21 protein-coding genes are annotated in these 24,600 nt (G+C 48.2%); 9 read left to right on the plus strand and 12 right to left on the minus strand.

Annotated elements, in window-relative coordinates; genetic code table 11:
• Nucleotides 1-17 precede the first annotated feature (17 nt).
• Both ICN16_RS04355 and rpsU read right to left on the minus strand, forming a co-directional pair.
• Complete coding sequence (locus ICN16_RS04355; protein ID WP_216134603.1) at nucleotides 18-464, minus strand: GatB/YqeY domain-containing protein; 447 nt, start codon at nucleotides 462-464, stop codon at nucleotides 18-20.
• Nucleotides 465-584: 120 nt separating this feature from the next.
• Nucleotides 585-797 carry a 30S ribosomal protein S21 gene (gene rpsU, locus ICN16_RS04360; RefSeq protein ID WP_011903537.1) on the minus strand — a complete coding sequence of 71 codons (213 nt, stop codon included), beginning with the start codon at nucleotides 795-797 and terminating at the stop codon, nucleotides 585-587.
• A 77-nt stretch (nucleotides 798-874) separates the two neighbouring features.
• Here rpsU and tsaD point away from each other — a divergent pair, with 77 nt between their 5' ends.
• Complete coding sequence (gene tsaD, locus ICN16_RS04365) at nucleotides 875-1,948, plus strand: tRNA (adenosine(37)-N6)-threonylcarbamoyltransferase complex transferase subunit TsaD (RefSeq protein ID WP_216134605.1); 1,074 nt, start codon at nucleotides 875-877, stop codon at nucleotides 1,946-1,948.
• A 22-nt stretch (nucleotides 1,949-1,970) separates the two neighbouring features.
• On the opposite strand, the gene folE2 is transcribed toward tsaD, so the two are convergent.
• The 4 genes from folE2 to xseB are packed head-to-tail and all read right to left on the minus strand — an operon-like array spanning nucleotide 1,971 to nucleotide 5,894.
• Nucleotides 1,971-2,798, minus strand: coding sequence for a GTP cyclohydrolase FolE2 (folE2, locus tag ICN16_RS04370; RefSeq protein ID WP_216134608.1), 828 nt, complete (start codon nucleotides 2,796-2,798; stop codon nucleotides 1,971-1,973).
• A 25-nt stretch (nucleotides 2,799-2,823) separates the two neighbouring features.
• The gene (dxs, locus tag ICN16_RS04375; protein WP_216134613.1) at nucleotides 2,824-4,728 is read right to left on the minus strand and encodes a 1-deoxy-D-xylulose-5-phosphate synthase; all 1,905 of its coding nucleotides are present in this window, start codon (nucleotides 4,726-4,728) and stop codon (nucleotides 2,824-2,826) included.
• A gap of 16 nt (nucleotides 4,729-4,744) precedes the next feature.
• Entirely contained in the window at nucleotides 4,745-5,638 is an 894-nt protein-coding gene (locus ICN16_RS04380; protein ID WP_216134616.1) for a polyprenyl synthetase family protein, read from the minus strand.
• Between the two features lie 22 nt (nucleotides 5,639-5,660).
• On the minus strand, nucleotides 5,661-5,894 hold the full coding sequence (gene xseB / locus ICN16_RS04385) for an exodeoxyribonuclease VII small subunit (RefSeq protein ID WP_216134621.1): 234 nt from the start codon (nucleotides 5,892-5,894) through the stop codon (nucleotides 5,661-5,663).
• Between the two features lie 162 nt (nucleotides 5,895-6,056).
• Between xseB and ICN16_RS04390 the strand changes: the two genes are divergently transcribed.
• Together ICN16_RS04390 and ICN16_RS04395 are read left to right on the plus strand one after the other, a co-directional pair.
• Nucleotides 6,057-7,163 carry an aromatic ring-hydroxylating dioxygenase subunit alpha gene (locus ICN16_RS04390; RefSeq protein WP_216134624.1) on the plus strand — a complete coding sequence of 369 codons (1,107 nt, stop codon included), beginning with the start codon at nucleotides 6,057-6,059 and terminating at the stop codon, nucleotides 7,161-7,163.
• Nucleotides 7,164-7,200: 37 nt separating this feature from the next.
• A complete protein-coding gene (locus ICN16_RS04395) occupies nucleotides 7,201-8,031 on the plus strand; it encodes a sulfurtransferase (RefSeq protein ID WP_216134627.1) in 831 nt (276 codons plus the stop codon).
• On the opposite strand, the gene ICN16_RS04400 is transcribed toward ICN16_RS04395, so the two are convergent.
• From ICN16_RS04400 to polA, 3 genes are read right to left on the minus strand one after another with little or no spacing between them, the layout of a single operon-like run.
• Nucleotides 8,028-8,801: a ZIP family metal transporter gene (locus ICN16_RS04400; RefSeq protein ID WP_216134629.1), complete on the minus strand. Its 774-nt coding sequence runs from the start codon at nucleotides 8,799-8,801 to the stop codon at nucleotides 8,028-8,030. The genes ICN16_RS04395 and ICN16_RS04400 overlap by 4 nt on opposite strands.
• A gap of 5 nt (nucleotides 8,802-8,806) precedes the next feature.
• Nucleotides 8,807-9,703: a dienelactone hydrolase family protein gene (locus ICN16_RS04405; RefSeq protein WP_216134632.1), complete on the minus strand. Its 897-nt coding sequence runs from the start codon at nucleotides 9,701-9,703 to the stop codon at nucleotides 8,807-8,809.
• A 16-nt stretch (nucleotides 9,704-9,719) separates the two neighbouring features.
• The gene (gene polA / locus ICN16_RS04410) at nucleotides 9,720-12,548 is read right to left on the minus strand and encodes a DNA polymerase I (protein WP_216134635.1); all 2,829 of its coding nucleotides are present in this window, start codon (nucleotides 12,546-12,548) and stop codon (nucleotides 9,720-9,722) included.
• Nucleotides 12,549-12,629: 81 nt separating this feature from the next.
• Here polA and ICN16_RS04415 point away from each other — a divergent pair, with 81 nt between their 5' ends.
• From ICN16_RS04415 to ICN16_RS04425, 3 genes are read left to right on the plus strand one after another with little or no spacing between them, the layout of a single operon-like run.
• Nucleotides 12,630-13,037 carry a hypothetical protein gene (locus ICN16_RS04415; RefSeq protein ID WP_255533599.1) on the plus strand — a complete coding sequence of 136 codons (408 nt, stop codon included), beginning with the start codon at nucleotides 12,630-12,632 and terminating at the stop codon, nucleotides 13,035-13,037.
• Nucleotides 13,038-13,046: 9 nt separating this feature from the next.
• Nucleotides 13,047-14,024: a homoserine kinase gene (locus ICN16_RS04420; protein ID WP_216134637.1), complete on the plus strand. Its 978-nt coding sequence runs from the start codon at nucleotides 13,047-13,049 to the stop codon at nucleotides 14,022-14,024.
• Nucleotides 14,021-14,803 (plus strand): BPSS1780 family membrane protein, encoded by a 783-nt coding sequence (locus tag ICN16_RS04425; protein ID WP_216134639.1) that lies wholly within the window; start codon nucleotides 14,021-14,023, stop codon nucleotides 14,801-14,803. Before ICN16_RS04420 ends, ICN16_RS04425 begins: the two co-directional genes overlap by 4 nt.
• A gap of 21 nt (nucleotides 14,804-14,824) precedes the next feature.
• On the opposite strand, the gene ICN16_RS04430 is transcribed toward ICN16_RS04425, so the two are convergent.
• Nucleotides 14,825-17,212 carry a UvrD-helicase domain-containing protein gene (locus ICN16_RS04430; protein ID WP_216134642.1) on the minus strand — a complete coding sequence of 796 codons (2,388 nt, stop codon included), beginning with the start codon at nucleotides 17,210-17,212 and terminating at the stop codon, nucleotides 14,825-14,827.
• 24 nt (nucleotides 17,213-17,236) lie between these two features.
• On the opposite strand from ICN16_RS04430, the gene ICN16_RS04435 reads away from it, so the two are divergent.
• The gene (locus tag ICN16_RS04435) at nucleotides 17,237-20,128 is read left to right on the plus strand and encodes a valine--tRNA ligase (protein WP_216134645.1); all 2,892 of its coding nucleotides are present in this window, start codon (nucleotides 17,237-17,239) and stop codon (nucleotides 20,126-20,128) included.
• A 28-nt stretch (nucleotides 20,129-20,156) separates the two neighbouring features.
• On the plus strand, nucleotides 20,157-21,041 hold the full coding sequence (galU, locus tag ICN16_RS04440) for a UTP--glucose-1-phosphate uridylyltransferase GalU (protein WP_216134649.1): 885 nt from the start codon (nucleotides 20,157-20,159) through the stop codon (nucleotides 21,039-21,041).
• Nucleotides 21,042-21,140: 99 nt separating this feature from the next.
• Here galU and ICN16_RS04445 read toward each other — a convergent pair whose 3' ends face one another.
• Nucleotides 21,141-21,368: a sulfurtransferase TusA family protein gene (locus ICN16_RS04445; RefSeq protein ID WP_041485182.1), complete on the minus strand. Its 228-nt coding sequence runs from the start codon at nucleotides 21,366-21,368 to the stop codon at nucleotides 21,141-21,143.
• A gap of 8 nt (nucleotides 21,369-21,376) precedes the next feature.
• Complete coding sequence (gene alaS / locus ICN16_RS04450) at nucleotides 21,377-24,001, minus strand: alanine--tRNA ligase (protein ID WP_216134651.1); 2,625 nt, start codon at nucleotides 23,999-24,001, stop codon at nucleotides 21,377-21,379.
• A 125-nt stretch (nucleotides 24,002-24,126) separates the two neighbouring features.
• Here alaS and ICN16_RS04455 point away from each other — a divergent pair, with 125 nt between their 5' ends.
• Nucleotides 24,127-24,585: a tripartite tricarboxylate transporter TctB family protein gene (locus ICN16_RS04455; protein WP_216134653.1), complete on the plus strand. Its 459-nt coding sequence runs from the start codon at nucleotides 24,127-24,129 to the stop codon at nucleotides 24,583-24,585.
• Nucleotides 24,586-24,600 lie beyond the last annotated feature (15 nt).

The following is a 24,600-nucleotide window of genomic DNA, read 5'->3' on the forward strand; positions in this document are numbered from 1 at the left end:
GAGGCTTTGTTTTTAACTTATTTAGCGAGCGCAGCTTTGACTAAACCAGAAACTTTACCCATATCAGCTTTACCAGCTAACTGGCCCTTAAGAACGCCGATTACTTTACCCATATCTTGTGGGCCAGCTGCCCCTGTTGATGCAACTGCTGCAGCTACTGCAGCCTCTACTTCAGTATCGGATAACTGTGCTGGCAAATAGTCTTGAAGAATATCCATCTCAGCCGCTTCAATTGCTACCAAATCATCGCGATTGGCTTTTTCAAATTGAGAGATTGAATCTTTACGCTGCTTAATCATCTTCTCAACAGTAGCAATGACGCTAGCGTCATCCATCACGATACGATCATCCACTTCACGTTGCTTAATGGCTGCCAGTAAAAGACGGATAGTTCCCAAGCGCGCCACTTCTTTCGCACGCATCGCGTTTTTCATATCTTCAGTGATTTGATCTTTCAGACTCATGGCATTTTTCCCCGGTATTCAATATCTAATAAATTGCTGGTGATTCAAAAGCAAAAACCCGCTGCGTTTCACCGTCAGCGGGTTTCAAAGCCTCTCGGTGAGGAGAGCTTTTAAATTCGATTAGTAAAGCTTTTTAGGCAACATCTGGCTGCGAATACGCTTGTAATGGCGTTTAGCAGCAGCGGCCTTCTTACGCTTACGTTCAGCCGTTGGCTTCTCGTAGAACTCGCGGGCACGCAAGTCTGTCAAAAGACCATTTTTTTCAATGGTGCGCTTGAAACGGCGCAATGCCACTTCAAAAGGTTCGTTCTCACGGAGGCGGACTGTAGTCATACTTGTTTAACTCGTATATGCTCGAAAAATATCGAAAAATTAACTGAAACGCGATTCTAGCACGACCAAGCAAAAAAATGATTGTTTTAGGCATAGAAACTTCTTGTGACGAGACCGGGGTAGCCCTTTACGACACCTCCCCCTGGGAAAACCGCGCCCCAGCCCATCAGGGCATCCTGGGACAGGCTTTGCACTCCCAAATCGCGATGCATCGAGATTACGGGGGTGTTGTCCCAGAATTGGCCTCCAGAGACCATATAAGGCGGGTTTTACCCCTTTTAGACGATGCTTTGCATGAAGCTGGGCTCAAATTAAAGGATATAGATGCCGTGGCCTATACCCAGGGTCCCGGCTTAGCTGGTGCCCTACTTGTGGGCAGCGCTTTTGCTAAATCCCTAGCTCAAGGGCTCAATTTGCCATCGATTGGAGTGCATCACCTGGAAGGGCACCTGCTTTCTCCACTTTTAGGGGTCTCCGTACCGGAATTCCCATTTATCGCCCTCCTTGTCTCAGGTGGGCATACCCAGTTAATGCTGGTCAGCGGGGTTGGTAAATACCAACTTCTGGGCGAAACCTTGGATGATGCTGCTGGCGAAGCCTTTGATAAAACGGCCAAATTGCTAGGCTTGGACTACCCGGGTGGCGCCGCCATCTCCAAATTGGCAGAAAAAGGCCAATCTGGAAGATTTGACCTGCCCAAACCGATGCTGCACTCGGGAGATTTGGATTTTTCCTTCTCAGGACTTAAAACAGCCGTTCTCAATCAAGTCAAAAAGTTTGAGGCACTCGGAATTTCAGATCCTACTGAAATTGCAACATTTCATGCGGATCTCGCACGCAGCTTTGTCGATTCTTTGGTGGCAGTATTGGTCAGCAAATCTGAGAAAGCCCTCAAACAAACAGGTTGCAAACATTTGGTGCTGGCTGGTGGCGTGGGAGCCAATTTGCAATTACGCGCAGCCCTTAATGCCAGCGCCAAGAAGAATCGATTTGAAGTGCACTACCCACCAGTCGATCTATGCACCGATAACGGCGTGATGATTGCATTTGCTGGAGCACTACGCATGTTGGCAGAAAATAATGGATCAACCACTTCAGGTGCTTTTGATATCAAACCCCGTTGGGATTTGGCGAGCAACAATCTCGCTTAAGCACATCTCGTTTTAGTACTAATTACTTAGTCAGACTAATTTTGGCGTAGGCGCTGTGATTGTGAATCGACTCAAAGTTCTCAGCCTCAACCACTAAAGACAAAATACGATCATCGTTTTTGAGCTGACCAGCAACATCGCGCACCAAGTCTTCTACAAACTTTGGATTGTCATATGCGCGCTCGGTAACCCACTTCTCGTCAGGGCGCTTCAGCAAGCCCCACAACTCGCTAGAGGCTTGACTCTCAGCGGCTGCAACCAAATCCTCTACCGTCATCTTGGTCTTTGGATCAAGCTCTACCGACATCGTTACATGCGAACGTTGATTATGCGCACCGTACTCAGAAATCTCTTTCGAGCAAGGGCACAAACTCATGACTGGAACTAAAGCACGTAGGTTTAACTCAACATCGATTGCACCCGATGTATTTTGTTTTGCCTTCGCAACCCAAGTCACTTCGTAATCCATCAAACTTTCCACACCAGAAACTGGTGCTGCTTTTTTAACAAAGTGTGTGTAAGTGAATTGAATGCGACCCTCTGTTGCATTGAGTAGCGGCAACATCTCGTGCACCATGGCAACTACAGACGCACTATCAATCGGTTCATTATGTTTTTGTAATAGCGCAATGAAACGGGACATATGCGTGCCCTTCACGTGCGCAGGCAAAGCCACATCCATTTCAAAATTACCAACAGCTGGCATCACACCCGTCTGAGTACGGACGCTCAATGGATGACGCAATCCCCGAATCCCCACCTGCTCAATTGGCAAAGCACGCTCATCATGCGAGGACTGTACGTCCGGCATAGTTTGCGTCTTGAGAAAGGCAGTGTTGATATCGTTCATGGCTCTATTTTCAGGCAAAAATGACTTATTTGCCTGCAGCCACAGGATTTACGGCATTTTTGATAGGGAAACGCAGGGAAATCGCCTTTGCAATTCCCTTAGAGTCCAGGCCACACTTGCTCATCAAGAGCTTGTAATCGCCATGCTCAACAAATTCATCCGGAAGACCTAGTTGCAATAAGGGCTTATTGATACCCATTGCAGAGAGTGCCTCTAAACATGCGCTACCGGCACCACCCTGAATCGCGCCATCTTCAATCGTCACAAAATAATCATGGTCTTGCGCCAAGGACTTGAGAAGCTCCAGATCCAATGGCTTTACAAAACGCATATTGGCAACAGAGGCATCGATTTGTTCAGCCACTTCAAGCGCTGGGTAGAGCAAAGTGCCAAAAGCCAAAATCGCAATGCGCTGACCAGCAGGCGCGCTGGACTTACAACGCAATTCACCTTTACCTAATGGCACGGTACGTAATTCTTTTGAAGGAATTGTTCCAACGCCAGCGCCACGCGGGTAACGCACTGCACTTGGATGTGGCTGATGAAAAGCTGTTGTCAATAAATCACGGCACTCTGCTTCGTCAGCAGGCGTCAACACCAACATATTTGGAATGCAGCGTAAAAATGGGATGTCATATGCACCTGCATGGGTTGCGCCGTCTGCACCAACTAAGCCAGCACGATCTAACGCAAATAACACTGGCAGATCCTGAATCGCCACATCATGAATGAGTTGATCGTAGGCGCGTTGCAAGAAGGTTGAGTAGATTGCTACCACTGGCTTCATACCTTCGCATGCCATACCAGCAGCAAAAGTCACTGCATGCTGTTCTGCAATACCAACATCGTAATAACGCTTAGGGAAATTCTTTTCAAACTCAACGAGACCAGAGCCTTCACGCATTGCTGGAGTGATACCAATCAATAACGGATCGGCGTGCGCCATATCGCACAACCACTCACCAAAAACTTGTGTAAAAGTTTTAGGCGAAGGAGTCGCAGATTTCTGAACACCCTCCACTGGATTGAACTTACTTGGGCCGTGATACAGCACTGGGTCTGCTTCCGCTAACTCATAACCCTGACCCTTGCGAGTCACAACATGTAAAAACTGTGGGCCGCGACCCTCGAGCGCTAAACGACGCACGTTTTGTAGCATTGGTATCAATGCATCCAAGTCATGGCCATCGATTGGGCCAAAATAATTGAATCCAAATTCTTGAAAAATGGTTGATGGCGAGACCATGCCCTTGGCATGATCTTCTAAGCGCTTTGCAAATTCGCGTAATGGTGGGGCAATAGATAAGACGCTATCAATACCCTTCTTAGTAGCTGAATAAATATTGCCGCTCAACAATCTGGCGAGGTGTCGATTGAGCGCGCCCACTGCCGGCGAGATCGACATATCGTTGTCATTCAGAATCACTACTAGTGGCAAGTCGTCATACACGCCGGCATTGTTCATGGCCTCAAATGCCATACCGCCAGTCATCGCGCTATCGCCAATCACTGCTACAGCAACCTGTTTCTCACCTTTGGTTTGGAAGGCGCGCGCCATTCCCATTGCCGCAGAAATACTCGTTGAGGAGTGGCCAGTACCAAAAGCATCGTATTCGCTCTCGCTACGGCGCGGAAAACCAGATAAGCCATCGAACTGACGCAAGGTACTCATGCGCTCACGACGACCAGTCAAAATTTTGTGGGGATAGCTTTGATGACCCACATCCCACACGATTCGATCTTGTGGCGTATCGAAGACATAATGCAGCGCAATCGATAACTCAACCGTTCCTAAATTAGATGAAAGATGTCCGCCCGTTTTAGAAACAGAATCCAATACAAACTGGCGCAACTCATCTGCGAGCGCAGGCAACTGCTCACGTGGAAGTTTCTTTAAGTCTGCGGGGGAGTGAATGGAATTTAAAGTCATCAAATCTTCAGTAATCTTATTTGCCTCTATTAACCACCAACAGAGCCAAATCTTTCAGAGCCTGGGCTTTAGCACCAAAACTCTCTAAGCTAGCAATCGCCGTTTCTTGTAAATCTTTTGCTGCTTTCTTGGCATAGTCTAAACCCATCAAGGTCACATAGGTAGGCTTGTCGTTCGCAGCATCTTTTCCAGCGGTTTTACCCAGGGTTTGGCTGTCCGCAGTGGCATCAAGAACATCATCCACAATTTGAAAGGCCAAACCTAAAGCTTGGGCGTAATTTTGAAGGTGTTGCATCTGAATCGAATTAAGTTTGGCAGCAATCCCACCCATCTGTACCGAACAAGAAAGCAGAGCCCCCGTTTTCATCGCATGCATTTGCTTTAAGCCCGCAAGATCTAATTTCTTTCCCACGCTTTCCAGGTCAATTGCTTGCCCGCCTGCCATTCCTCGCGAACCAGACGCTCCGGCTAAGATACTGATCATCGCCAAGCGCTTGTCAGCATCGCACTGCGCATTTGCTAAAACTTCAAATGCACGGGTTTGCAATGCGTCGCCAACTAACAAAGCAGTCGCCTCGTCATAAGCTTTATGTACTGTAGGTCGACCACGACGTAAATCATCATCATCCATGCAAGGCAAATCATCATGCACCAATGAATAAGCATGAACGCATTCAATCGCCACTGCAGCAGCATCCAATGCATTTTGATTTGCATCATCACTCAAGGCGCCAGCGGCATAAACCAATAAAGGACGAATGCGCTTACCACCACCTTGAGCGGCGTAACGCATGGCTTCATGCAAACGCGCAGGGTTGGTATTGGCAGCATCAAGCAAGCTCTCTAAAGCCAATTCAGTTCGCTGCCCGTGAGTGCGAACCCAATCCTCGAATGCATGTGCGTTGTTCATAAAGATCAAATCTCGGCGATGCTTACGCTTCAAATACCCGAACTTGCTGCTCAACTTGAGCCAGCGTAGCCTGGCAATGCTTAAGGAGTGCTGCACCACGTTGGTAGGCCAAAAGCGTCTCCTCAAGGGAGAATTTGCCAGACTCCATGTCAGAAATGAGCTTTTCTAACTCCTTTACCGCCTGCTCATAACGCAAGTTAGGGTCGATTTGAACCTCAAGACCGGGTTTCTGACCCTCAGATTTCTTTGCTGGCATTAGCTTGTTTCCTTCAAATTTCTTACCTGTGTAGCCCTACATATTAAAGCGAGACGGGGGTCAGATGGGTATAATCCCCTCCTTCCTTTCCAATATCGATCCGTCGATGGTTGGATTGGTTATTCCGCTTAGCTTCGGCTGACGTTTTCGGGGGTGGGGAGAATGACTAATCTGGCTACCGCGCAGCAGCTTGCGCCGTCCAATTTACAACTGCCGGTTTCGGCTTATTTTGACGTTGAACTCTATCAGCGTGAAATTGAACTGCTTTTTAAGCAGGGCCCAGGCTATGTTGGTCACGCACTCATGGTTCCTGAAATTGGCTCTTATCAAACCCTGAGCTCGGAAAATGAAGGTCGCCTCTTGGTTCGCAATCAAGAAGGTGTTGAACTCCTATCTAATGTCTGCCGTCATCGCCAAGCACTGATGCTCAATGGCAAAGGTAAGACGGACAACATTGTCTGCCCCTTGCATCGCTGGACCTATGATTTAAATGGCCAACTCATGGGTGCACCCCATTTTGAAGACAAGCCCTGTCTCAACCTTGGCAAATCACCTTTGCAAAATTGGCAAGGACTTTTATTTGAAGGTCCGCGTGATGTGCGCGCCGATCTTGCCAAACTCGGCGTTGCTGATGATCTCAACTTTGAAGGCTACGTTCTAGATCATGTTGAAGTCCATGAATGTAATTACAACTGGAAGACTTTTATTGAGGTCTATCTTGAGGACTATCACGTTGTCCCTTTCCATCCAGGTTTAGGTAAATTTGTTTCCTGCGAAGATCTGCGCTGGGAATTCGGTGACTGGCATAGCGTGCAAACAGTTGGCATTCACAAGAACCTAGAGAAACCTGGCTCACCGGTTTACCAAAAGTGGCACGAAGCGGTGTTGCGCCACCATGAAGGCAAGACACCGCGCCATGGCGCCATCTGGCTGACCTACTATCCTAATGTGATGGTGGAGTGGTACCCAGGCGTTTTGTGCGTCTCGACACTACACCCAATGGGCCCGAACAAGACTCGCAACATCGTCGAGTTTTATTACCCAGAAGAGATCGCCCTTTTTGAGCGCGAGTTCGTAGAAGCAGAACGTGCGGCCTATATGGAAACCTGCATTGAGGATGATGAAATTGCGGAGCGCATGGATGCTGGTCGTGCCGCCCTGCTAGCCCGCGGTCAAAATGAGGTGGGACCATACCAAAGCCCGATGGAAGATGGCATGCAGCATTTTCATGAATGGTACCGTCGTGCTATGAACTACCAAGGCGCATAATTCAGTCACATTCACCCGCTCTAGACAGGAAGCCATCATGACACCTCTTATCACTGCAAATCAGTTAGAAGAAATCCTTAATAGTGGCGAGAATGTTTTACTCTGCGATTGCCGCTTTGATTTAGTCGACCCCCTAGCTGGCAAAAAGTCTTATCTCGAGGGTCACATTCCAGGCGCACTCTATGTCGACCTTGATCACGATTTATCCGGTGAAAAGACAGGCAAGAATGGTCGTCACCCACTTCCTACTCCAGAGGCTTGGGCACAAACTAAATCACGCTTAGGTATTGATTCAAATACCTTGGTAGTTGCTTACGATAATCAAGGCTCTGTATATGCCAGTCGTTTATGGTGGATGCTCAAAGCCACGGGTCATGCCAATGTGCAAATTTTAGATGGTGGTCTCGATGCTTGGAATGGCCCGATTGGCACAATGCCACGTGAAGCAAAACCAACAACAACACCAGTACCCGCAATGCCTTATGTTGGCTTAGTGACAGTAGAGGAGGTTGTTCACAACCTCCAGGCCAAACTGAATGTCATTGTTGACGCTCGCGCCAATGACCGATTCCATGGACAAAATGAAACCTTAGATCCGGTTGGCGGACATATCCCCAACGCGATCAATTATTGCTTCAGAGAAAACCTATCCAGAAAAAGTTTTAAGGCCCCAGAACAACTTTTCAAAGACTTTGTAGGCCTCTTGGGCTCAACTAAAGCTTCTGAAGTAATCCATCAATGCGGCTCAGGAGTGACAGCCTGCCATAACTTATTGGCCATGGAAATCGCCGGCCTCAAAGGCTCACGTCTGTATGCAGGCAGCTGGAGTGAATGGTGTGCCGACCCAAGTAGACCGGTTGCGCTTTAATGCAGTAGCGAGAGCAAGATTACAAAACCAACACCACAAGCAATCAAAATCGTTTGACGTAAAGACTCGGCCCAATGTGGACGACGATGCATTTGTGGAATGAGGTCACTCACTGCAATGTAAATAAAACTACTTGCAGCAATCACGAGCAAATAAGGCATTGCCGCATTTGCTCTCTCCAAGAAGAAATAGGCCAATACCCCACCCACCACAGCAGATAAGCCGCAAATGAGGTTGTACATTAATGCACGGGTTCGAGTGAACCCAGCATTCAGTAGGACAATGAAATCGCCAATCTCCTGTGGAATTTCATGAGCAATGATGGCAATCGCAGTAAAGATGCCAACTTGATAATCAGCCATAAATGCAGCAGCAATCAAAACACCGTCAACAAAGTTATGCAATCCATCGCCGACTAAAATCATCCAGCCACTGCGACCAGCCACTTCTGCATCATGGCCGTGATGGTGACCATGACCATCTCCTTCATGGTGATGGCTGTGGCGCAGTAAAGCAATTTTCTCAAGCAAGAAAAAACCCAAGAGTCCCGCCAGCAAGGTTGCGAATAGCAACTGAGGATTGACGCCCGGCATCGTAAATGCCTCAGGAAGTGAGTGCAGCAGGGCAGTGGCCAGCAAAATACCAACCGACACACTGACCATGCTGTGAACCATCTTCGACAGCAAGGACAAAGAAAAGCTCGCAGCAACAAGAACGCTAACGGTTCCGGCTAGCGTTGTTACCAACAAGATGCTTTGTAGTACTGACATGAAAATTAGGCAACCCCGTTTTGTTTAAACCAGGCAATGCATTTTTCCCAGCCATCTTTAGCAGGTCCCTCACGATATAGAGCACGATAGTCCGCATGAAAACCGTGAGGTGCATCTGGATAAATTTCAAAACGCGAGGCTTTGGCTGCTGGATTTTTTGGTGCAGCTTTTGCAAGCGCTTGGCGCATCTGCTCAACTGTTTCTAATGAGATGCCAGCATCCGCCCCACCATATAAACCCAATACTGGGGCCTTCAGGTCAGCAGCAATATCGACTGGATGGCGAGGGTTACCTTCAGTTTTTTCACCAACCAAGCGACCATACCAAGCAACGCCTGCACGCACTTGTGGGAGCGTAGCGGATAGCCAAGTAATGCGGCCGCCCCAACAGAAACCAGTAACGCCAACTTTTTTCACATCTCCGCCATTTTTGCCAGCCCATTGAATGGCCGCCTGTAAATCATTTAAGACTTGAGAATCCGGAGTCTTAGCAACAATATTGCTCATGATTTCCGCGGTAGTGCCATAAGTATTGGGATCACCCGCACGAATAAAGAATTCTGGAGCAATAGCCAGGTAACCCAATTTTGCAAAACGTCTCGTAACGTCAGCAATATATTCATGCACCCCAAAAATTTCGCTAGCAACAATCACGATAGGCAAATTACCTTTAGCCTTATCTGGGCGAGAAACATAAGCAGGCATCTGGAAGCTGCCTACTGAAATCATTTGCTCACCAGCTTTAATGCCCGTGAAATCGGTTTCGATTGCTTGCGCCATTACAGGCTCTGAAGCCGCTACAAACCCAACCCCAATTGAAGTTGCAGTAATAGCGGAAGCTTTGATGAAGCCCCTTCTATCGCTAGACACCATTTTTGAATCTTGATCTTTTTTAGTTGTCATTTTTTAGTCTCCTCATTTAGTGCGCCTCTTCCCAATTATCACCAATCCCAATGCCTACCACCAAAGGAACCTTCAGCTCAGCCACCTTACACATTAAATCAGGCAGCTTTGCCTGTAAGAGCTCCAATTCATCCAAGGGTACGTCAAATACCAATTCATCATGCACCTGGAGCAACATACGGGTCTTCAGCTGTTCCTTTTCCAGCCAATTCTCAACGGCCACCATGGCCAATTTAATCAGGTCGGCAGCCGTTCCTTGCATTGGGGCATTAATCGCAGCCCGCTCCGCACCTTGGCGACGAGGGCCATTCGAGCCCTTAATCTCAGGCAACCATAGACGCCTACCAAAGACTGTCTCGACATAGCCATTTTCTCTCGCTTCTAAGCGAGTACGCTCCATGTATTGAGCAACTCCGGGGTAGCGATCAAAATACTTAGCGATGTAGTTTTGGGCTGCTGAGCGCTCAATACCCAAATTGCCCGCCAGTCCGAAAGCACTCATGCCATAAATCAAACCAAAGTTGATGACCTTGGCATAACGACGCTGCTCTGAATTAACGCTCTCCAGTGGCACGCCAAAAATCTCAGCAGCTGTAGCCTGGTGCACATCTTTGCCGGCAGCAAATGCGGCTAGTAGATTTTCATCTTCGGCGATATGCGCCATGATGCGCAATTCAATTTGAGAATAGTCAGCAGATAGAAGTTTGCAGCCTTCGGCCGGAATAAATGCCTCTCGAATTCGACGACCCTCTTCTGTACGCACTGGAATATTTTGTAAGTTTGGATCGCTAGAAGCCAAGCGGCCTGTCACTGCAGTCGCTTGAGAAAAACTGGTGTGGACGCGCCCCGTCTTAGGGTCAGCCATACGTGGCAGCTTCTCAATATAGGTTGACATCAATTTAGCGAGACTGCGGTAATCCAAAATACGTGCTGGCAAAGGATAGTCTTCAGCCAGTTTTTGCAAAACTTCTTCATCCGTTGATGGTGCACCCGATGGCGTCTTTTTAATCACCGGCAGCTCCAACTGCCCAAACAAAATTTCTGCGATCTGCTTAGGAGATTGAATGTTGAAGGGTTGTCCAGCCAGCTTATGAATCTCACCCTCTAAGGCAAGCAGGCGTTTACCTACCTCTTGACCCTGCTGGGACAGTAGCACTGAATCAATCCGAATCCCATTACGCTCCATGATGCCAAGGACGCGCATCGCTGGCATCTCGATATTTTCATAAACGTATAGGAGACCTGAGCTTGCCTGGATTTGCGGCCATAGCACTTGATGCAAGCGCAGGGTAATGTCGGCGTCTTCCGCCGCGTAGTCTGTAGCGATCTTGAGATCAACTTGATCAAAGCCAATCTGATGCACACCTTTACCGCATACCTCTTCATACTTGATGGTTTTCATACCGAGATGACGCTCAGCAAGGTTATCCATGTTGTGCGGCATGTGCGATTCAAGCACGTAAGACTCCAGCATGGTGTCAAAGGCAACACCCTGCAAAGTAATGTCGTAGTTCGCAAAAATATGGCTGTCGTACTTCAGGTTTTGACCAACCTTGAGATGAGTAGTACTTTCTAGCCAGGGCTTCATGCGTGCCAAAACTAATTCGCGACTGAGCTGTATCTCACCGTTACGATGAGCCACAGGTATATAGCAAGCCTCTCCAGGGGTGACGCAAAGCGAGATGCCGACAAGCTCTGCAGCGAGCGCATCTAGGCTAGTAGTCTCAGTATCCACAGCCGTCAGCTGTGCACCTTCAATTTTTTTAATCCAGCGGTCTAAGGCTACTTCATCAAGAACACATTCATAGTGCTTAGCAATTCCAGCTTGCAGATCCGTCGTTTCTTGCGATAAGGCGGTTGTCGCTTCCGTAGCGGTGGGGCCAAATTTCTTAGTCGCAACTTTGGCATTTTCTTCGACAGCATTTTTAATGGGGCTTCCAGCCAAATCAAGGCTGCTGACAGATTCAGAGGCCGCTCCACCCAACTGCTTCTCTACATCGCGCAGCCAAGTCTTAAATGCATAACGCTCAAATAATTCGCGTAAGAGTGGCGCATCCTCTGGTTTCGCATGAAGGTCATCCAAACCTGGAAGGTGCGGAGATAAATCGCAATCGGTTTTGACGGTAATGAGTTGGCGCGCTTGCGGAAGCCATTGCAAACTATTGCGCAGATTCTCCCCAACCACACCTTTTACTTGATCAGCATTCGCCATCAAGTTGTCTAGGTCACCAAACTCAGCCAACCATTTATTAGCTGTTTTAGGCCCCGCCTTCGGAACACCTGGCACGTTGTCAACAGTGTCTCCGATGATCGACAGGTAATCTACGATGCGCTCTGGAGGCACTCCGAATTTAGCAATGACGCCATCGATATCCAATTTCTCATCGGTCATCGTATTAATCAGAGTGACGGAAGAATTCACTAACTGGGCCAAATCTTTGTCGCCAGTAGAAATAATCGTCTCCCAACCAGCCTGAGTTGCTTGACAAGCCAGGGTGCCGATCACATCATCCGCTTCAACCCCAGAAACCATCAGAACCGGCCAACCTAGAGCCTTCACCATGGCATGTATAGGTTCAATCTGTTTAACTAAGTCTTCAGGCATGGGAGAGCGATGAGCCTTGTACTCAGAGTACATTTCATCTCGGAAAGTCTTGCCTTTGGCGTCAAAAACACAGGCAATATGATCGGCCTTGAGTTCCGAGCGAGCTCGGCGCATCATGTTGACCATCCCATAGATTGCCCCGGTTGGGTCACCAGCACCATTTCTGAGGTCTGGCATGGCATGAAAGGCGCGATAGAGGTAGCTAGAACCGTCTACCAACAAGAGTCTATGTTTAGTCATACCGCAATCGTACAATCTAGTTGCTAACTGCCTACAGATCAGGTTCAAATCCCCCTGAAAAGAGGCCTAAAAAGGTGAAAAATGATGCATGCTCTAACTAACTTACTCCACTCTTCCTTGAGCCAAACCCTTGTTCTAACAAGCTTTTTAGTGGCTTTTGCCTCTTTTGGACTGAATTCAGCGCATGCCCAGAACAATTCTCAAGCGCTAAGCCCATCTGAGTTGCAGCGCATTAATAACCAGCCCCTCGCACCTGCAGTCAGCGCATCTCAATCAACCAATGCGCCTGAAGGTCGTAAACCCAGCTTTCAGCACAAAGAGGCTACTGGTACTGAAATTACCGAATACAAAGATACAAATGCACCCACTCAGGTGGACGTAAAGACGCGCTATACCAGCTATGAAATGGCACCCCCAGCAACTGTAATGCCTGGCGTTCCAAAAGAAACTGATCTCATCAGCGTACCGAGTATCAGCATTCCTTTTTAATCTTTAGTCATGGCCGTCTTCACACCTGTTGAATTAAGCGATATCTCTGATTGGATTGCGGCCGATTTTGATATTGGAGAAGCCGTCGATATTCGCGGCATTCATGGTGGTATCGAGAACTCCAATTTCTTTCTCGATACAGAGAAAGACGGCAAGAAACAAGAATATGTTCTGACTATTTTTGAAAGACTGTCGGCAGAGCAACTTCCTTACTACTTGGAGTTGATGCGTCACTTGGCTAACAAGGGCATTCCAGTGCCTAAGCCACTTGAAAACAAACAGGGTCAGATTCTATTTGTCCTCAAAGGCAAGCCTGCAGCCATTGTCAGCAAGCTTCCAGGGCTTTCCCGACTCGCTCCCGAAGCAAGGCATTGCGCCTTGGTAGGTGAGAATTTAGCCAAGATGCATTTAGCCAGCACGGACTTTCAGCGCACCCAAGAAAATCTTCGGAGTCTTTCTTGGTGGAAAAAAACAGTACCGCAAGTCTTATCGCATTTAAGTGATGCACAAAAAGAATTGCTCACTAGCGAACTGAGTACTCAGGAGAAATTCTTTAGCTCCGCAGACTATGCTTCATTGCCACAAGGTGCAAGTCATTGCGATCTATTTCGAGATAATGTGTTGTTCGACCCTCAGGGTGCAAGCGATAGCTCTCAAGATCAGCTCGGCGGCTTCTTCGACTTTTATTTCGCCGGAACGGATAAATGGTTATTTGACCTAGCGGTCACTGCGAATGATTGGTGCCTTGCAGATAATAAGCAAGATTTAGATCCTTCTCGCTTCAAGGCATTGATGGACGCATATCAGCGTGTTCGCCCCCTGACCAGCGAAGAACAAGCAAGCTGGCCCCTGATGATTCGTGCAGCAGCCCTGCGTTTCTGGATTTCACGCCTGTGGGATTTTTACTTGCCACGTGACGCTCAAATGCTCACGCCGCACGACCCTCGTCATTTCGAAAACATTCTCTTAAGCCGCAAAGCAATATGAAACTAAACTCCGTCGCCCCAAAAGAAGGCTACACCTGGATACGTCAAGGCATTTGGCTGTTCAAGCAAAATCCTTTGGGCTTTTTGATGCTGGTATTCATGTATGTATTTGTGGCGCAGCTAGCCGTTCTAGTTCCCGTCATCGGCGTCTTTGCGGTCCTGCTATTAACACCCACTTTATCTGTCGGCTTTATGACTGCCTGTCGGCAAGCAATCCAAAAAGAACGCATTCGTCCATCGGTGTATGTGATTGCTCTCCAATCGACTCCCTTAATTCGTAAACGCATTCTTCAATTGGGCTTGATCTATGCCGCGCTTATTCTGGCTCTCAGCTGTATCTTAAGTATGTTGGTGGATTTTGAGTTGCTTATCCCACTCATGACGAACGACAAACCCATTACTCCAGAGGTAGTGCGTCAGATTTATCTCATTCTATTTTTTGGCGGCCTGCTTTATGTGCCGGTAGCAATGCTGATGTGGTTCTCTCCAGTACTCGTTGCCTGGGCTGATATGTCAGTAGCGCAGGCACTCTTTTCTAGCGCTATTGCTTGCTGGGCAAATCGTGGCGCCTTCTTTTTGTATATTGCGATTTGGGGTGCAATCTTAATTGCCATTCCCCTAACGATTGGCTCCATCCTTGATGCTGTGGATTTAGGCCAAGCAGCATCATTTATCATCGCCCCGATTTCTATGGCAGGACTCACTGTTATGCACTGCTCTTTCTTTGCCACTTGGAAAGCCTGCTTTGCTGAAAAAGAATCAGCAACTTTGATTGCTTAGCCTCTTATTTAAATTACCCAATCAGTCTATCGCAGCAAGCTTAGCAATACTGAGCTGTAGCCATTTGACACCATGGCGCTTGAAGTTCACCTGAGCGCGCGCATCAGCGTCATTCCCCTCTAAGCCGGTCACGCGCCCCTCACCAAACTTGGTGTGGAAAACATTCTGCCCAATCGTAAACGGGTAATTACCTCGCGGAGGTGAAGCCATCCTGGTTACTGACGTAGACGCAGAGCCAACACGCCCGATTTGTCTTGCAGGTCGCTCACGCTCATTGCCGGAATCAAAGAAGTCATTAGATCCAAACTCGCGCTGACGCGTGTAGCCATCTTGCCAAGTTGATCCTGAACGACCACTGTTTCCACCGGTAGCGCTACCCCAGCGTGCATCCTTCACTTTTGGTGTGAGCCACTTTAATGAATCAGATGGCAATTCTTCTAAGAAGCGAGATGGCATGTTGTAGCGCACTTGACCGTGCAGCATCCGTGACTGGGTGTGAGAGAGGTAGAGGCGCTCCTTGGCGCGAGTAATCGCGACATACATTAAGCGTCGCTCTTCTTCCAAACCATTCTGTTCGTTGATGCTGTTCTCATGAGGGAACAGACCCTCCTCTAAGCCCGTAATGAATACAGAGGTGAACTCCAAACCTTTAGCAGAGTGCACTGTCATCAGCTGCACAGCGTCTTGACCTGCCTGGGCCTGGTTATCGCCGGCCTCAAGTGAGGCATGAGAGAGAAAGGCTGCTAGTGGCGAGACCTCTACTACGCCAGGCGCATTCTCACCCGGTAGCGTGGCTGCAGTAGCATCTTGGCCATAACCCTCTTCCGCAATAAATGCAGTTGCGGCATTAATGAGTTCTTGTAAGTTTTCTACACGATCTTGACCTTCACGCTCTGAAAGGTAGTGCTGAATCAAGCCACTATGTTGAATCACAAACTCCACCGTCTCGGGCAAGGTGTTATGGCGAGTGGCTTCACGCATGTGATCAACCAAACGCACAAAACCACCTAATGCTGCGCCCGCCTTACCATCCAATGTTGATGCAGCCAAATACAAAGAACTGTTTTGCGCACGGGCCGCATCTTGCACAGCTTCAATCGATCTTGCTCCAATACCGCGCGTCGGAAAGTTTACTACGCGTGAGAAGGAAGTGTCATCGTTTGGATTTTCTAAAAGACGGAGGTAAGCCAAAGCGTGTTTAATCTCGGCGCGCTCAAAGAAGCGCAGTCCACCATATACACGATACGGAATTGCCGCAGAAAATAAGGCGTGCTCGATGATGCGTGACTGAGCATTGCTGCGATAGAGCAGGGCAATTTCAGTACGCTTGATGCCACTGTTTACTAAAGCCTTGATCTCATCTACAAGCCAAGCGGCTTCAGCATGATCACTTGGCGCATCATATATGCGGACTGGCTCGCCATGACCTGCATCGGTGCGCAGGTTTTTTCCTAAACGATCCGTGTTGTTGGAAATCAGATAGTTAGCTGTATCCAAGATATGGCCGTGCGAACGGTAGTTCTGCTCAAGCTTGACCATCATTGGGTGATATTGCTTTTCATAAAGGCGCATGTTTTCTACGTCTGCACCACGGAAAGCATAAATACTTTGATCATCATCACCCACAGCAAAGACTGCACTACTTCCCATGCCGCTGACATTCACGCGACTAGCATCATGGCCAGAAAGTAATTTGAGCCAGGCGTATTGCAAGGCGTTGGTATCTTGGAACTCATCAATCAAGATATGACGGAAGCGCTCTTGATAGTGCGTGCGAATCGCTTCGTTGTGTTTAAGCAATTCATAGCTACGTAATAAAAGTTCAGCAAAGTCGACTACGCCTTCGCGTTGGCATTGCTCATCGTAAGCTTCATACAACTGAGCCATCTTGGCCTGAAAATCATCCCCTACGGATAATTCTTTGGCGCGCTGACCTCGCTCTTTGGCATGCGCAATAAAGTATTGCAACTGCTTAGCAGGATATTTCTCATCATCAACCTTTAAGCCCTTCAAAAGACGCTTAATGGCAGAAAGCTGATCTTGGGTGTCCAGAATCTGGAAAGTCGATGGTAAACCTGCTTCTTTGTAATGGGCACGCAGTAAGCGGTTACAAAGACCGTGGAAAGTACCGATCCACATACCCCGAGTATTAATGGGCAACATGGCGCTTAAGCGCAACATCATCTCCTTGGCGGCCTTATTGGTGAAGGTCACGGCGAGGACGCCAATAGGCGAAACCTGGCCCGTTTGGATCAACCAGGCTATACGGGTCGTGAGGACGCGGGTTTTTCCACTGCCTGCACCAGCCAAAATCAGGGCTGACTGGGCCTGGCCATTTGAATTGACAGGCGGGAGGGTCACTGCCTCGCGTTGTTCTGGATTAAGGTTTGCGAGCAAGTCTGAGTACATCGCCCCAATTATAATTTGCCTCTTATGCCAAATGCTTCGAATACCCCTAATTCACCAGCGGCCAGTTCCTTAGACGAACTAGCTAAATCCTACGAACCCGCCCCAATTGAAGCTTATTGGGGCCCGGAATGGGAACGCCGAGGCATTGCCGACGCTTCCCTGGATGAGGGTAAGGGAGATTTCTCGATTCAATTGCCGCCACCAAATGTGACAGGCACCCTTCATATGGGTCACGCATTCAATCAAACCATCATGGATGGCTTAGTGCGTCATGCTCGTATGTCTGGAAAAAATACCTTATGGGTTCCGGGTACCGATCACGCTGGTATTGCAACGCAAATCGTTGTTGAGCGTCAACTCGATGCACAAAAAGTTTCTCGTCACGATTTAGGTCGTGAGAAATTCTTAGAAAAAGTGTGGGAGTGGAAAGAAACTTCCGGCAATACGATTACTCGTCAAATTCGTCGCTTAGGTGCGTCAATTGATTGGGGTAAAGAATATTTCACGATGGACAGCAAGATGTCCAAAGCGGTTGTCGAAGTATTTGTTCGCTTGCATGAGCAAGGATTAATTTACCGCGGCAAACGTTTAGTGAACTGGGATCCTGTTTTGGGAACTGCAGTCTCCGATCTAGAAGTAGTGAGCGAAGAAGAAGACGGCTCCATGTGGCACATCCGCTATCCATTGTCAGATGGCTCCGGACACCTGACCGTTGCCACCACTCGCCCGGAGACCTTATTGGGTGACGTGGCCGTCATGGTCAACCCAGAGGACGAGCGCTACAAACACCTGATTGGCAAGTCAGTAAAGCTGCCGCTGTGCGATCGCGAAATTCCAATCATTGCAGATGATTATGTTGATTTAGCTTTTGGTACTGGCGTAGTGAAAGTGACGCCTGCGCATGACTTCAACGACTATGCCGTCGGACAACGCCACCAATTGCCACTCATTAATATTTTGACACTCGATGCCAAGATTAATGAAAATGCGCCTGCTGTCTATCAAGGTCTTGAGCGTTTTGCTGCACGCAAACAAATCGTTGCCGATTTAGATACAGCTGGATTACTAGAAAAAGTGCAGCCACATAAATTGATGGTGCCACGTGGCGATCGTACTCAAACCATTATTGAGCCCATGCTCACCGACCAATGGTTTGTTGCAGTCTCAAAGCCAAGCCCTGATAACAAATATCAACCAGGCTCATCCATTGCTGGCGCCGCATTAGATGCCGTTACCAAAGGCGATATCAAGCTCGTTCCAGAAAACTGGATTAGCACTTACACACAGTGGCTAGAGAACATTCAAGACTGGTGTATCTCGCGCCAACTCTGGTGGGGCCATCAAATCCCCGCCTGGTACGGTGATGATGGGCAGATCTTTGTCGCTCGCTCTGAAGAAGAAGCCACAGCTAAAGCTGCTGCTGCCGGATACAAAGGTCAACTCAACCGCGACCCTGATGTTTTAGACACTTGGTTTAGCTCTGCTCTAGTGCCTTTTAGCTCTTTAGGTTGGCCAGAAGAAACGCCCGCCCTCAACCACTTCCTGCCATCCTCGGTACTGGTAACTGGCTTTGACATCATCTTCTTCTGGGTAGCCAGAATGGTGATGATGACTTGCCATTTCACAGGCAAGGTGCCATTCAATACCGTTTATGTACACGGCTTAGTACGTGATGCGGAAGGTCAGAAGATGAGCAAGTCCAAAGGAAATACTTTGGATCCAATCGATCTCATTGATGGCATCAAGATTGAAGACTTAGTTGCTAAGCGCACCACCGGCTTGATGAATCCTAAGCAAGCTGAAAGCATTGGCAAGAAAACTAAGAAAGAATTTCCGGAAGGTATTCCGGCGTTTGGCACGGATGCTCTACGCTTTACTTTTGCCTCGCTTGCATCGCTGGGTCGCAACATTAACTTTGACCAGAAGCGCTGTGAGGGTTATCGCAACTTCTGCAATAAGCTCTGGAACGCTACACGCTTCGTGCTGATGAACTGCCCTGGCAATGATCAAGAAAACGGTTTTGCTCCTTGTGACAACCAATGTGGTCCAGAAGGGCAACTAGACTTCTCGCCAGCAGACCGATGGATTGTTTCTCTGCTGCAAAGAACCGAGGCTGATGTTGCCAAGGGTTTCCAAAACTATCGCTTCGATAATATTGCTACCAGTATTTATCAGTTTGTTTGGGATGAGTATTGCGATTGGTATTTGGAGCTAGCCAAGGTTCAACTGCAAACCGGTACCCCCGCGCAGCAACGCGCTACTCGCCGCACCCTTCTGCGCGTTTTGGAAACTATCTTGCGCATGGCTCATCCACTAATTCCATTCATTACTGAAACCCTCTGGCAAACTGTTGGGCCTAAGGTTGGTAAGGAGTTGGCCAAGCAAGATAAACAAACCATTGCTCTGCAGCCCTACCCTGTTGCTCAGCTCGATAAGATTGATGAGCAGAGCGAAGCTTGGGTGACCCAGATTAAATCGATTGTGGATGCTTGTCGTAATTTGCGTGGCGAGATGCAAGTCTCCCCTGCACTCAAAGTGCCTCTTTGGATTAGTGGGCCACAGGACTTCCTGAAACAGGCGAGCCCTTACTTGACTGCATTAGCCAAACTATCCGAAGTCAAAATCTACGATGATGAATCCGCCCTTGAAAAGGATGCTCCAGGCGCACCAATGGCCTTAGTTGGCAATCTCAAGTTATTACTCAAAATTGAAGTGGACGTCGCAGCTGAAAGAATTCGTCTAGGCAAAGAAATTGAGCGCCTAGCCAATGAAATTAGTAAAGCCCGCAGCAAGCTTGGTAACGAAAGCTTCGTAGCTCGCGCCCCAGAAGAGGTAGTCGCCCAAGAGAAGCAGCGTCTTGCTGGCTTTGAGCAAAACCATGAGAAGCTTGTTGCACAATTAGAGCGACTGAAATAAAGCAGCGTTAAAACTGATAGGAATCGCCATGCCTTTAAGCACTAAAGCCGTTACCAAAGCTGTATTCCCTGTTGCAGGCCTCGGCACACGCTTTTTGCCGGCCACCAAGGCTAGCCCAAAAGAGATGCTCAATGTGGTGGATAAGCCCCTCATTCAGTATGCGGTTGAGGAAGCAATTGCTGCCGGTATCACTGAAATGATCTTTGTTACCGGTCGCAGCAAACGCGCCATCGAAGATCACTTTGATAAAGCTTATGAATTAGAGGCTGAACTCGAAGCAAAAAATAAGCAGGCTCTACTTGAGATCGTGCGCAGCGTGAAGCCAAGCCATGTGGATTGTGTTTATGTTCGTCAACCTGAGGCGCTTGGCTTAGGTCATGCTGTCTTGTGCGCAGAAAAACTTGTTCGTGACGAACCCTTCGCCATCATCCTTGCGGATGACCTGCTAGACGGTCAGCCTCCAGTACTCAAGCAGATGCTTAAAGTGTTTGATGAGCAAAATGGTTCAGTCTTGGCGGTAGAAAAAATTGACCCTTCAAAAAGCAGTTCCTACGGCATTATTTCCGGAGCGGAAGTATCTAAAGGGATCTATCGTTTAAATGGAATTGTGGAGAAGCCGCAACCCAAAGACGCGCCATCTAACTTAGCGGTAGTTGGTCGCTATGTTCTGTCGTCCGATATTTTTAACCACATTCGCAATCTTAAGCCGGGTGCCGGTGGCGAAATTCAGCTGACTGATGCGATTGCCTCTTTGCTTAAGGAAGAGTCGGTATTTGCTTATGAATACGATGGCGTTCGTTATGACTGCGGAAGCAAGCTGGGTTACCTCAAGGCCTCAGTAGAGTTTGCTTTACGTCATCCAGAGGTCAAAACTGAGTTTGCGGCTTACCTGAAGAGTCGCTCTTTAACCTGAGGCTAACAACCTACACCTCGCAAGAGGAAAACAAAAAAGGCAGAAATCACTCTCTGCCTTTTTTGTTTTATGCTGGAATTGTTCAGCGCTTAGTACTCGTTATCTTCTCTTAAGGAAGAAAACCAATACATCACCCTCAGTTGTGCTGGACAAGAGTTCATTTCCAGTCTGCTTTGCGAATGCAGGAAAGTCATGGGCCGCACCAGAATCCGTTGCCTTCACTTTGAGCACTTCGCCAGACTGCATTGTGGCTAAAGCTTTCTTGGTACGCAAAATAGGAAGTGGGCAGTTCATGCCAATGGCATCAACCTCGAGGTTAAATTCGATGGCATCGCTCACTTAGAAGCCACCCAATCTTTCACGCCAGCCAAAGCCGCGCCCAGCTTGCTCGGATCGGTACCGCCAGCCATCGCCATCTCTGGTTTACCACCGCCCTTACCACCCACTTGCTGAGCCACAAAATTCACCAAGTCGCCTGCCTTTACTTTGGCAATCGAATCTGCAGTCACGCCAGCGATCAAACTGACTTTATCGCCCTGGACAGAAGCCAACACAATTGCCGCTGTTTTCAGCTTCGCCTTGAGTGCATCCATGGTCTCGCGGAGGACTTGCGCATCAGCACCATCCAAGCGTGCTGCCAATACCTTAAGGCCATTGACATCGATTGCTTGTGTCGCTAATTCATCGCCCTGGCTTGCAGCAAGTTTGGAATTCACTTTATCCAACTCACGCTCGGCTTGACGCAGGCTTTCTTGGAGCTGCGCAACACGATTTACTAGATCACCGGGGTGGGTTTTCAGAATCGTTGCAGCTTCATTAATTTTGTCTTCCAAGCCTTGCAGGAAATTCAAGGCATTTCTGCCGGTGACTGCTTCAACTCGACGGATGCCAGCAGCTACACCACTTTCAGAAACAATCTTCAAGCTACCGATATCACCTGTACGTCCAACGTGGGTTCCACCACATAACTCTTTAGAGCTACCGATTTCTAGAACGCGCACCTCGTCGCCATACTTCTCACCAAAGAGCATCATCGCACCAGTCTTTTGAGCATCATCTAAAGACATTACTTTTCCGGAAGTCGCAGTGTTAGCCAAGATCTCCGCATTCACAATATCTTCTATTCGACGGATCTCTGCTGCAGTAATGGGTGCATTGTGAGTAAAGTCAAAACGGGTTTTGCTAGCATCAACCAAAGATCCCTTTTGCTGCACATGGTCGCCTAATACCTCGCGCAATGCTTTATGCAAAATATGCGTAGCACTATGGTTACGCATCGTTTCAGTTCTTTGCTCAATGTCCACCAAAGCGTTGACTGCATCACCCACCTTGAGCTCGCCTTCTTGCACTTCACCTTGATGACCAAAAACATCAGCCTGAATCTTGAAGGTATCTTCAACTGCAAAACGCACCGCTTCATTACGTAACTCACCCTTATCGCCAACCTGTCCACCAGACTCAGCGTAGAAAGGGGTGTTATCTAAAACGATCACTGCGGCATCGCCAGCTTTGATAGATTGCACAGCAGAGCCGTCAACATAAAGTGCGGTTACTTTGGCGCCTTCATGTTTCAAGGTGTCATAGCCATGAAACTGAGTTGGCTTGCCGGAGTATTCCAAACCTTGGGCCACTTTGAACTTACCAGCAGCCCTTGCTTGATCGCGCTGCTTTTGCATAGCCAAATCAAAACCTTCAGCGTCAACCGTGACATCGCGCTCACGGCAAACGTCTGCAGTCAAATCCAATGGGAAGCCAAAGGTATCGTGTAAGCGGAAAGCGGTTTCACCATCAACCGTCTTAGCCCCACCAGCAAGCGCGCCTTCCAAAATTTCCATACCGTTAGCGATTGTCTGGAAGAAACGCTCTTCCTCCTGCTTAATCACATCACTCACCTTGTCTTTTGCTGCCTGCAACTCTGGATAAGCTAGGCCCATCTCTTTTACGAGAGCAGGAACAAGTTGATAGAAGAATGGTTTACGCGCACCGAGTTTGTAGCCATGACGAATCGCACGGCGTGTAATACGACGAAGCACATAGCCGCGACCCGCATTACCTGGAATCACGCCATCTACTACGATAAAACTACAGGCTCTAATATGGTCAGCAATCACCTTAAGTGATGGGCTGGCTGGATCGTAATTTTCCCCACCAGCTGCGTCAACAGCTTCTTTAGCTGCCTTCAGCAAATTAACAAAGAGATCGATTTCGTAGTTGGAGTGCACATGCTGCAAGACAGCAGCGATACGCTCAAGACCCATACCGGTATCCACGCTAGGCTTAGGCAATGGATGCATATTGCCCGCTTCATCGCGATTGAACTGCATAAATACGTTGTTCCAGATCTCAATATAGCGATCGCCATCTTCATCAGGACTTCCTGGAGGACCACCAGCAATGTGAGGACCATGGTCGTAGAAGATTTCAGTACAAGGACCGCATGGGCCTGTGTCACCCATCATCCAGAAGTTATCTGAGGCATAACGCGCGCCCTTGTTATCGCCGATGCGAATAATCCGCTCAGCAGGCACACCAATTTGCTTATTCCAAATCTCGTACGCCTCGTCGTCTTCTGCGTACACCGTAACGAGCAGCTTTTCTTCTGGGAGCTTAAAGACTTCAGTCAATAAACCCCACGCAAACTGGATTGCATCTTTCTTAAAGTAGTCCCCAAAGGAGAAGTTGCCCAGCATTTCAAAGAAGGTGTGATGACGGGCTGTATAGCCAACGTTATCTAGGTCATTATGTTTGCCCCCGGCACGAATACATTTTTGAGCGGTGGTTGCGCGGTTATAAGGACGCTTATCAAAGCCCAAAAAGACGTCCTTGAACTGATTCATCCCGGCATTAGTAAAGAGCAGGGTTGGATCGTCACCCGGCACAACTGGGCTGGAAGGGACAATTTGGTGGCCTTTTTGGGCGAAGTAGTCCAGGTACGCCTGGCGGATTTGGGAGACTTTCATGCGAATAATTATCGCATTGGCACTAGTCGGGGGCAAACCCTAGGCAAAGCTCCCTAATCCTGCCTTACAATCCCGTAACATTAATAAATAGATCGGCATTTAAGTCGATATATAAGGAGCTGAACTTGAAAATTCGCAATCAAAGGGATTTTGGTGCTGGAATCATGTACATGGTTATTGGCCTATTCTTTACGCTAGTAGCTACACAGTACCCAATGGGCACTGCAGCCAAAATGGGCCCCGGTTACTTCCCATTCTGCTTAGGCATCCTCATGACCCTCTTGGGACTCTTAATCCTAGTGAAGTCTCTAGGCGCCAAAGCAACTATAGACAAAATACCTCCATTCAACTGGAAGGTGATTTCAATCATTACCGGCTCTATTTGTCTATTTGGCATTCTTTTGCCAACTATGGGCGTTCTAGTGGCGATTTTTACCCTAGTTTTCGTAGCCTCAACAGCCAGCAGAGAATTTAGCTGGAAAGCAGCAACGCTGAATTCAGTCGTTTTAATTGGCTTTACATACCTGGTATTTATCGTTGGCCTCAAGCTAACTTTCCCAGTACTGCCTTTCTTCATTCAATAACTACCGGGAAACAGA

Source organism: Polynucleobacter sp. es-MAR-4 (assembly GCF_018882055.1).
Classification (GTDB): domain Bacteria; phylum Pseudomonadota; class Gammaproteobacteria; order Burkholderiales; family Burkholderiaceae; genus Polynucleobacter.

Coding starts and splice junctions, on each gene's coding strand:
- ICN16_RS04415 (WP_255533599.1), top strand. CDS start 12,630: ATGATGCATGCTCTAACTAACTTACTCCACTCTTCCTTGAGCCAAACC.
- dxs (WP_216134613.1), bottom strand. CDS start 4,728: ATGACTTTAAATTCCATTCACTCCCCCGCAGACTTAAAGAAACTTCCA.
- rpsU (WP_011903537.1), bottom strand. CDS start 797: ATGACTACAGTCCGCCTCCGTGAGAACGAACCTTTTGAAGTGGCATTG.
- tsaD (WP_216134605.1), top strand. CDS start 875: ATGATTGTTTTAGGCATAGAAACTTCTTGTGACGAGACCGGGGTAGCC.
- ICN16_RS04380 (WP_216134616.1), bottom strand. CDS start 5,638: ATGAACAACGCACATGCATTCGAGGATTGGGTTCGCACTCACGGGCAG.
- ICN16_RS04400 (WP_216134629.1), bottom strand. CDS start 8,801: ATGTCAGTACTACAAAGCATCTTGTTGGTAACAACGCTAGCCGGAACC.
- ICN16_RS04430 (WP_216134642.1), bottom strand. CDS start 17,212: ATGTACTCAGACTTGCTCGCAAACCTTAATCCAGAACAACGCGAGGCA.
- ICN16_RS04390 (WP_216134624.1), top strand. CDS start 6,057: ATGACTAATCTGGCTACCGCGCAGCAGCTTGCGCCGTCCAATTTACAA.
- ICN16_RS04405 (WP_216134632.1), bottom strand. CDS start 9,703: ATGACAACTAAAAAAGATCAAGATTCAAAAATGGTGTCTAGCGATAGA.
- ICN16_RS04395 (WP_216134627.1), top strand. CDS start 7,201: ATGACACCTCTTATCACTGCAAATCAGTTAGAAGAAATCCTTAATAGT.
- ICN16_RS04420 (WP_216134637.1), top strand. CDS start 13,047: ATGGCCGTCTTCACACCTGTTGAATTAAGCGATATCTCTGATTGGATT.
- xseB (WP_216134621.1), bottom strand. CDS start 5,894: ATGCCAGCAAAGAAATCTGAGGGTCAGAAACCCGGTCTTGAGGTTCAA.
- folE2 (WP_216134608.1), bottom strand. CDS start 2,798: ATGAACGATATCAACACTGCCTTTCTCAAGACGCAAACTATGCCGGAC.
- galU (WP_216134649.1), top strand. CDS start 20,157: ATGCCTTTAAGCACTAAAGCCGTTACCAAAGCTGTATTCCCTGTTGCA.
- ICN16_RS04435 (WP_216134645.1), top strand. CDS start 17,237: ATGCCAAATGCTTCGAATACCCCTAATTCACCAGCGGCCAGTTCCTTA.
- polA (WP_216134635.1), bottom strand. CDS start 12,548: ATGACTAAACATAGACTCTTGTTGGTAGACGGTTCTAGCTACCTCTAT.
- alaS (WP_216134651.1), bottom strand. CDS start 24,001: ATGAAAGTCTCCCAAATCCGCCAGGCGTACCTGGACTACTTCGCCCAA.
- ICN16_RS04425 (WP_216134639.1), top strand. CDS start 14,021: ATGAAACTAAACTCCGTCGCCCCAAAAGAAGGCTACACCTGGATACGT.
- ICN16_RS04355 (WP_216134603.1), bottom strand. CDS start 464: ATGAGTCTGAAAGATCAAATCACTGAAGATATGAAAAACGCGATGCGT.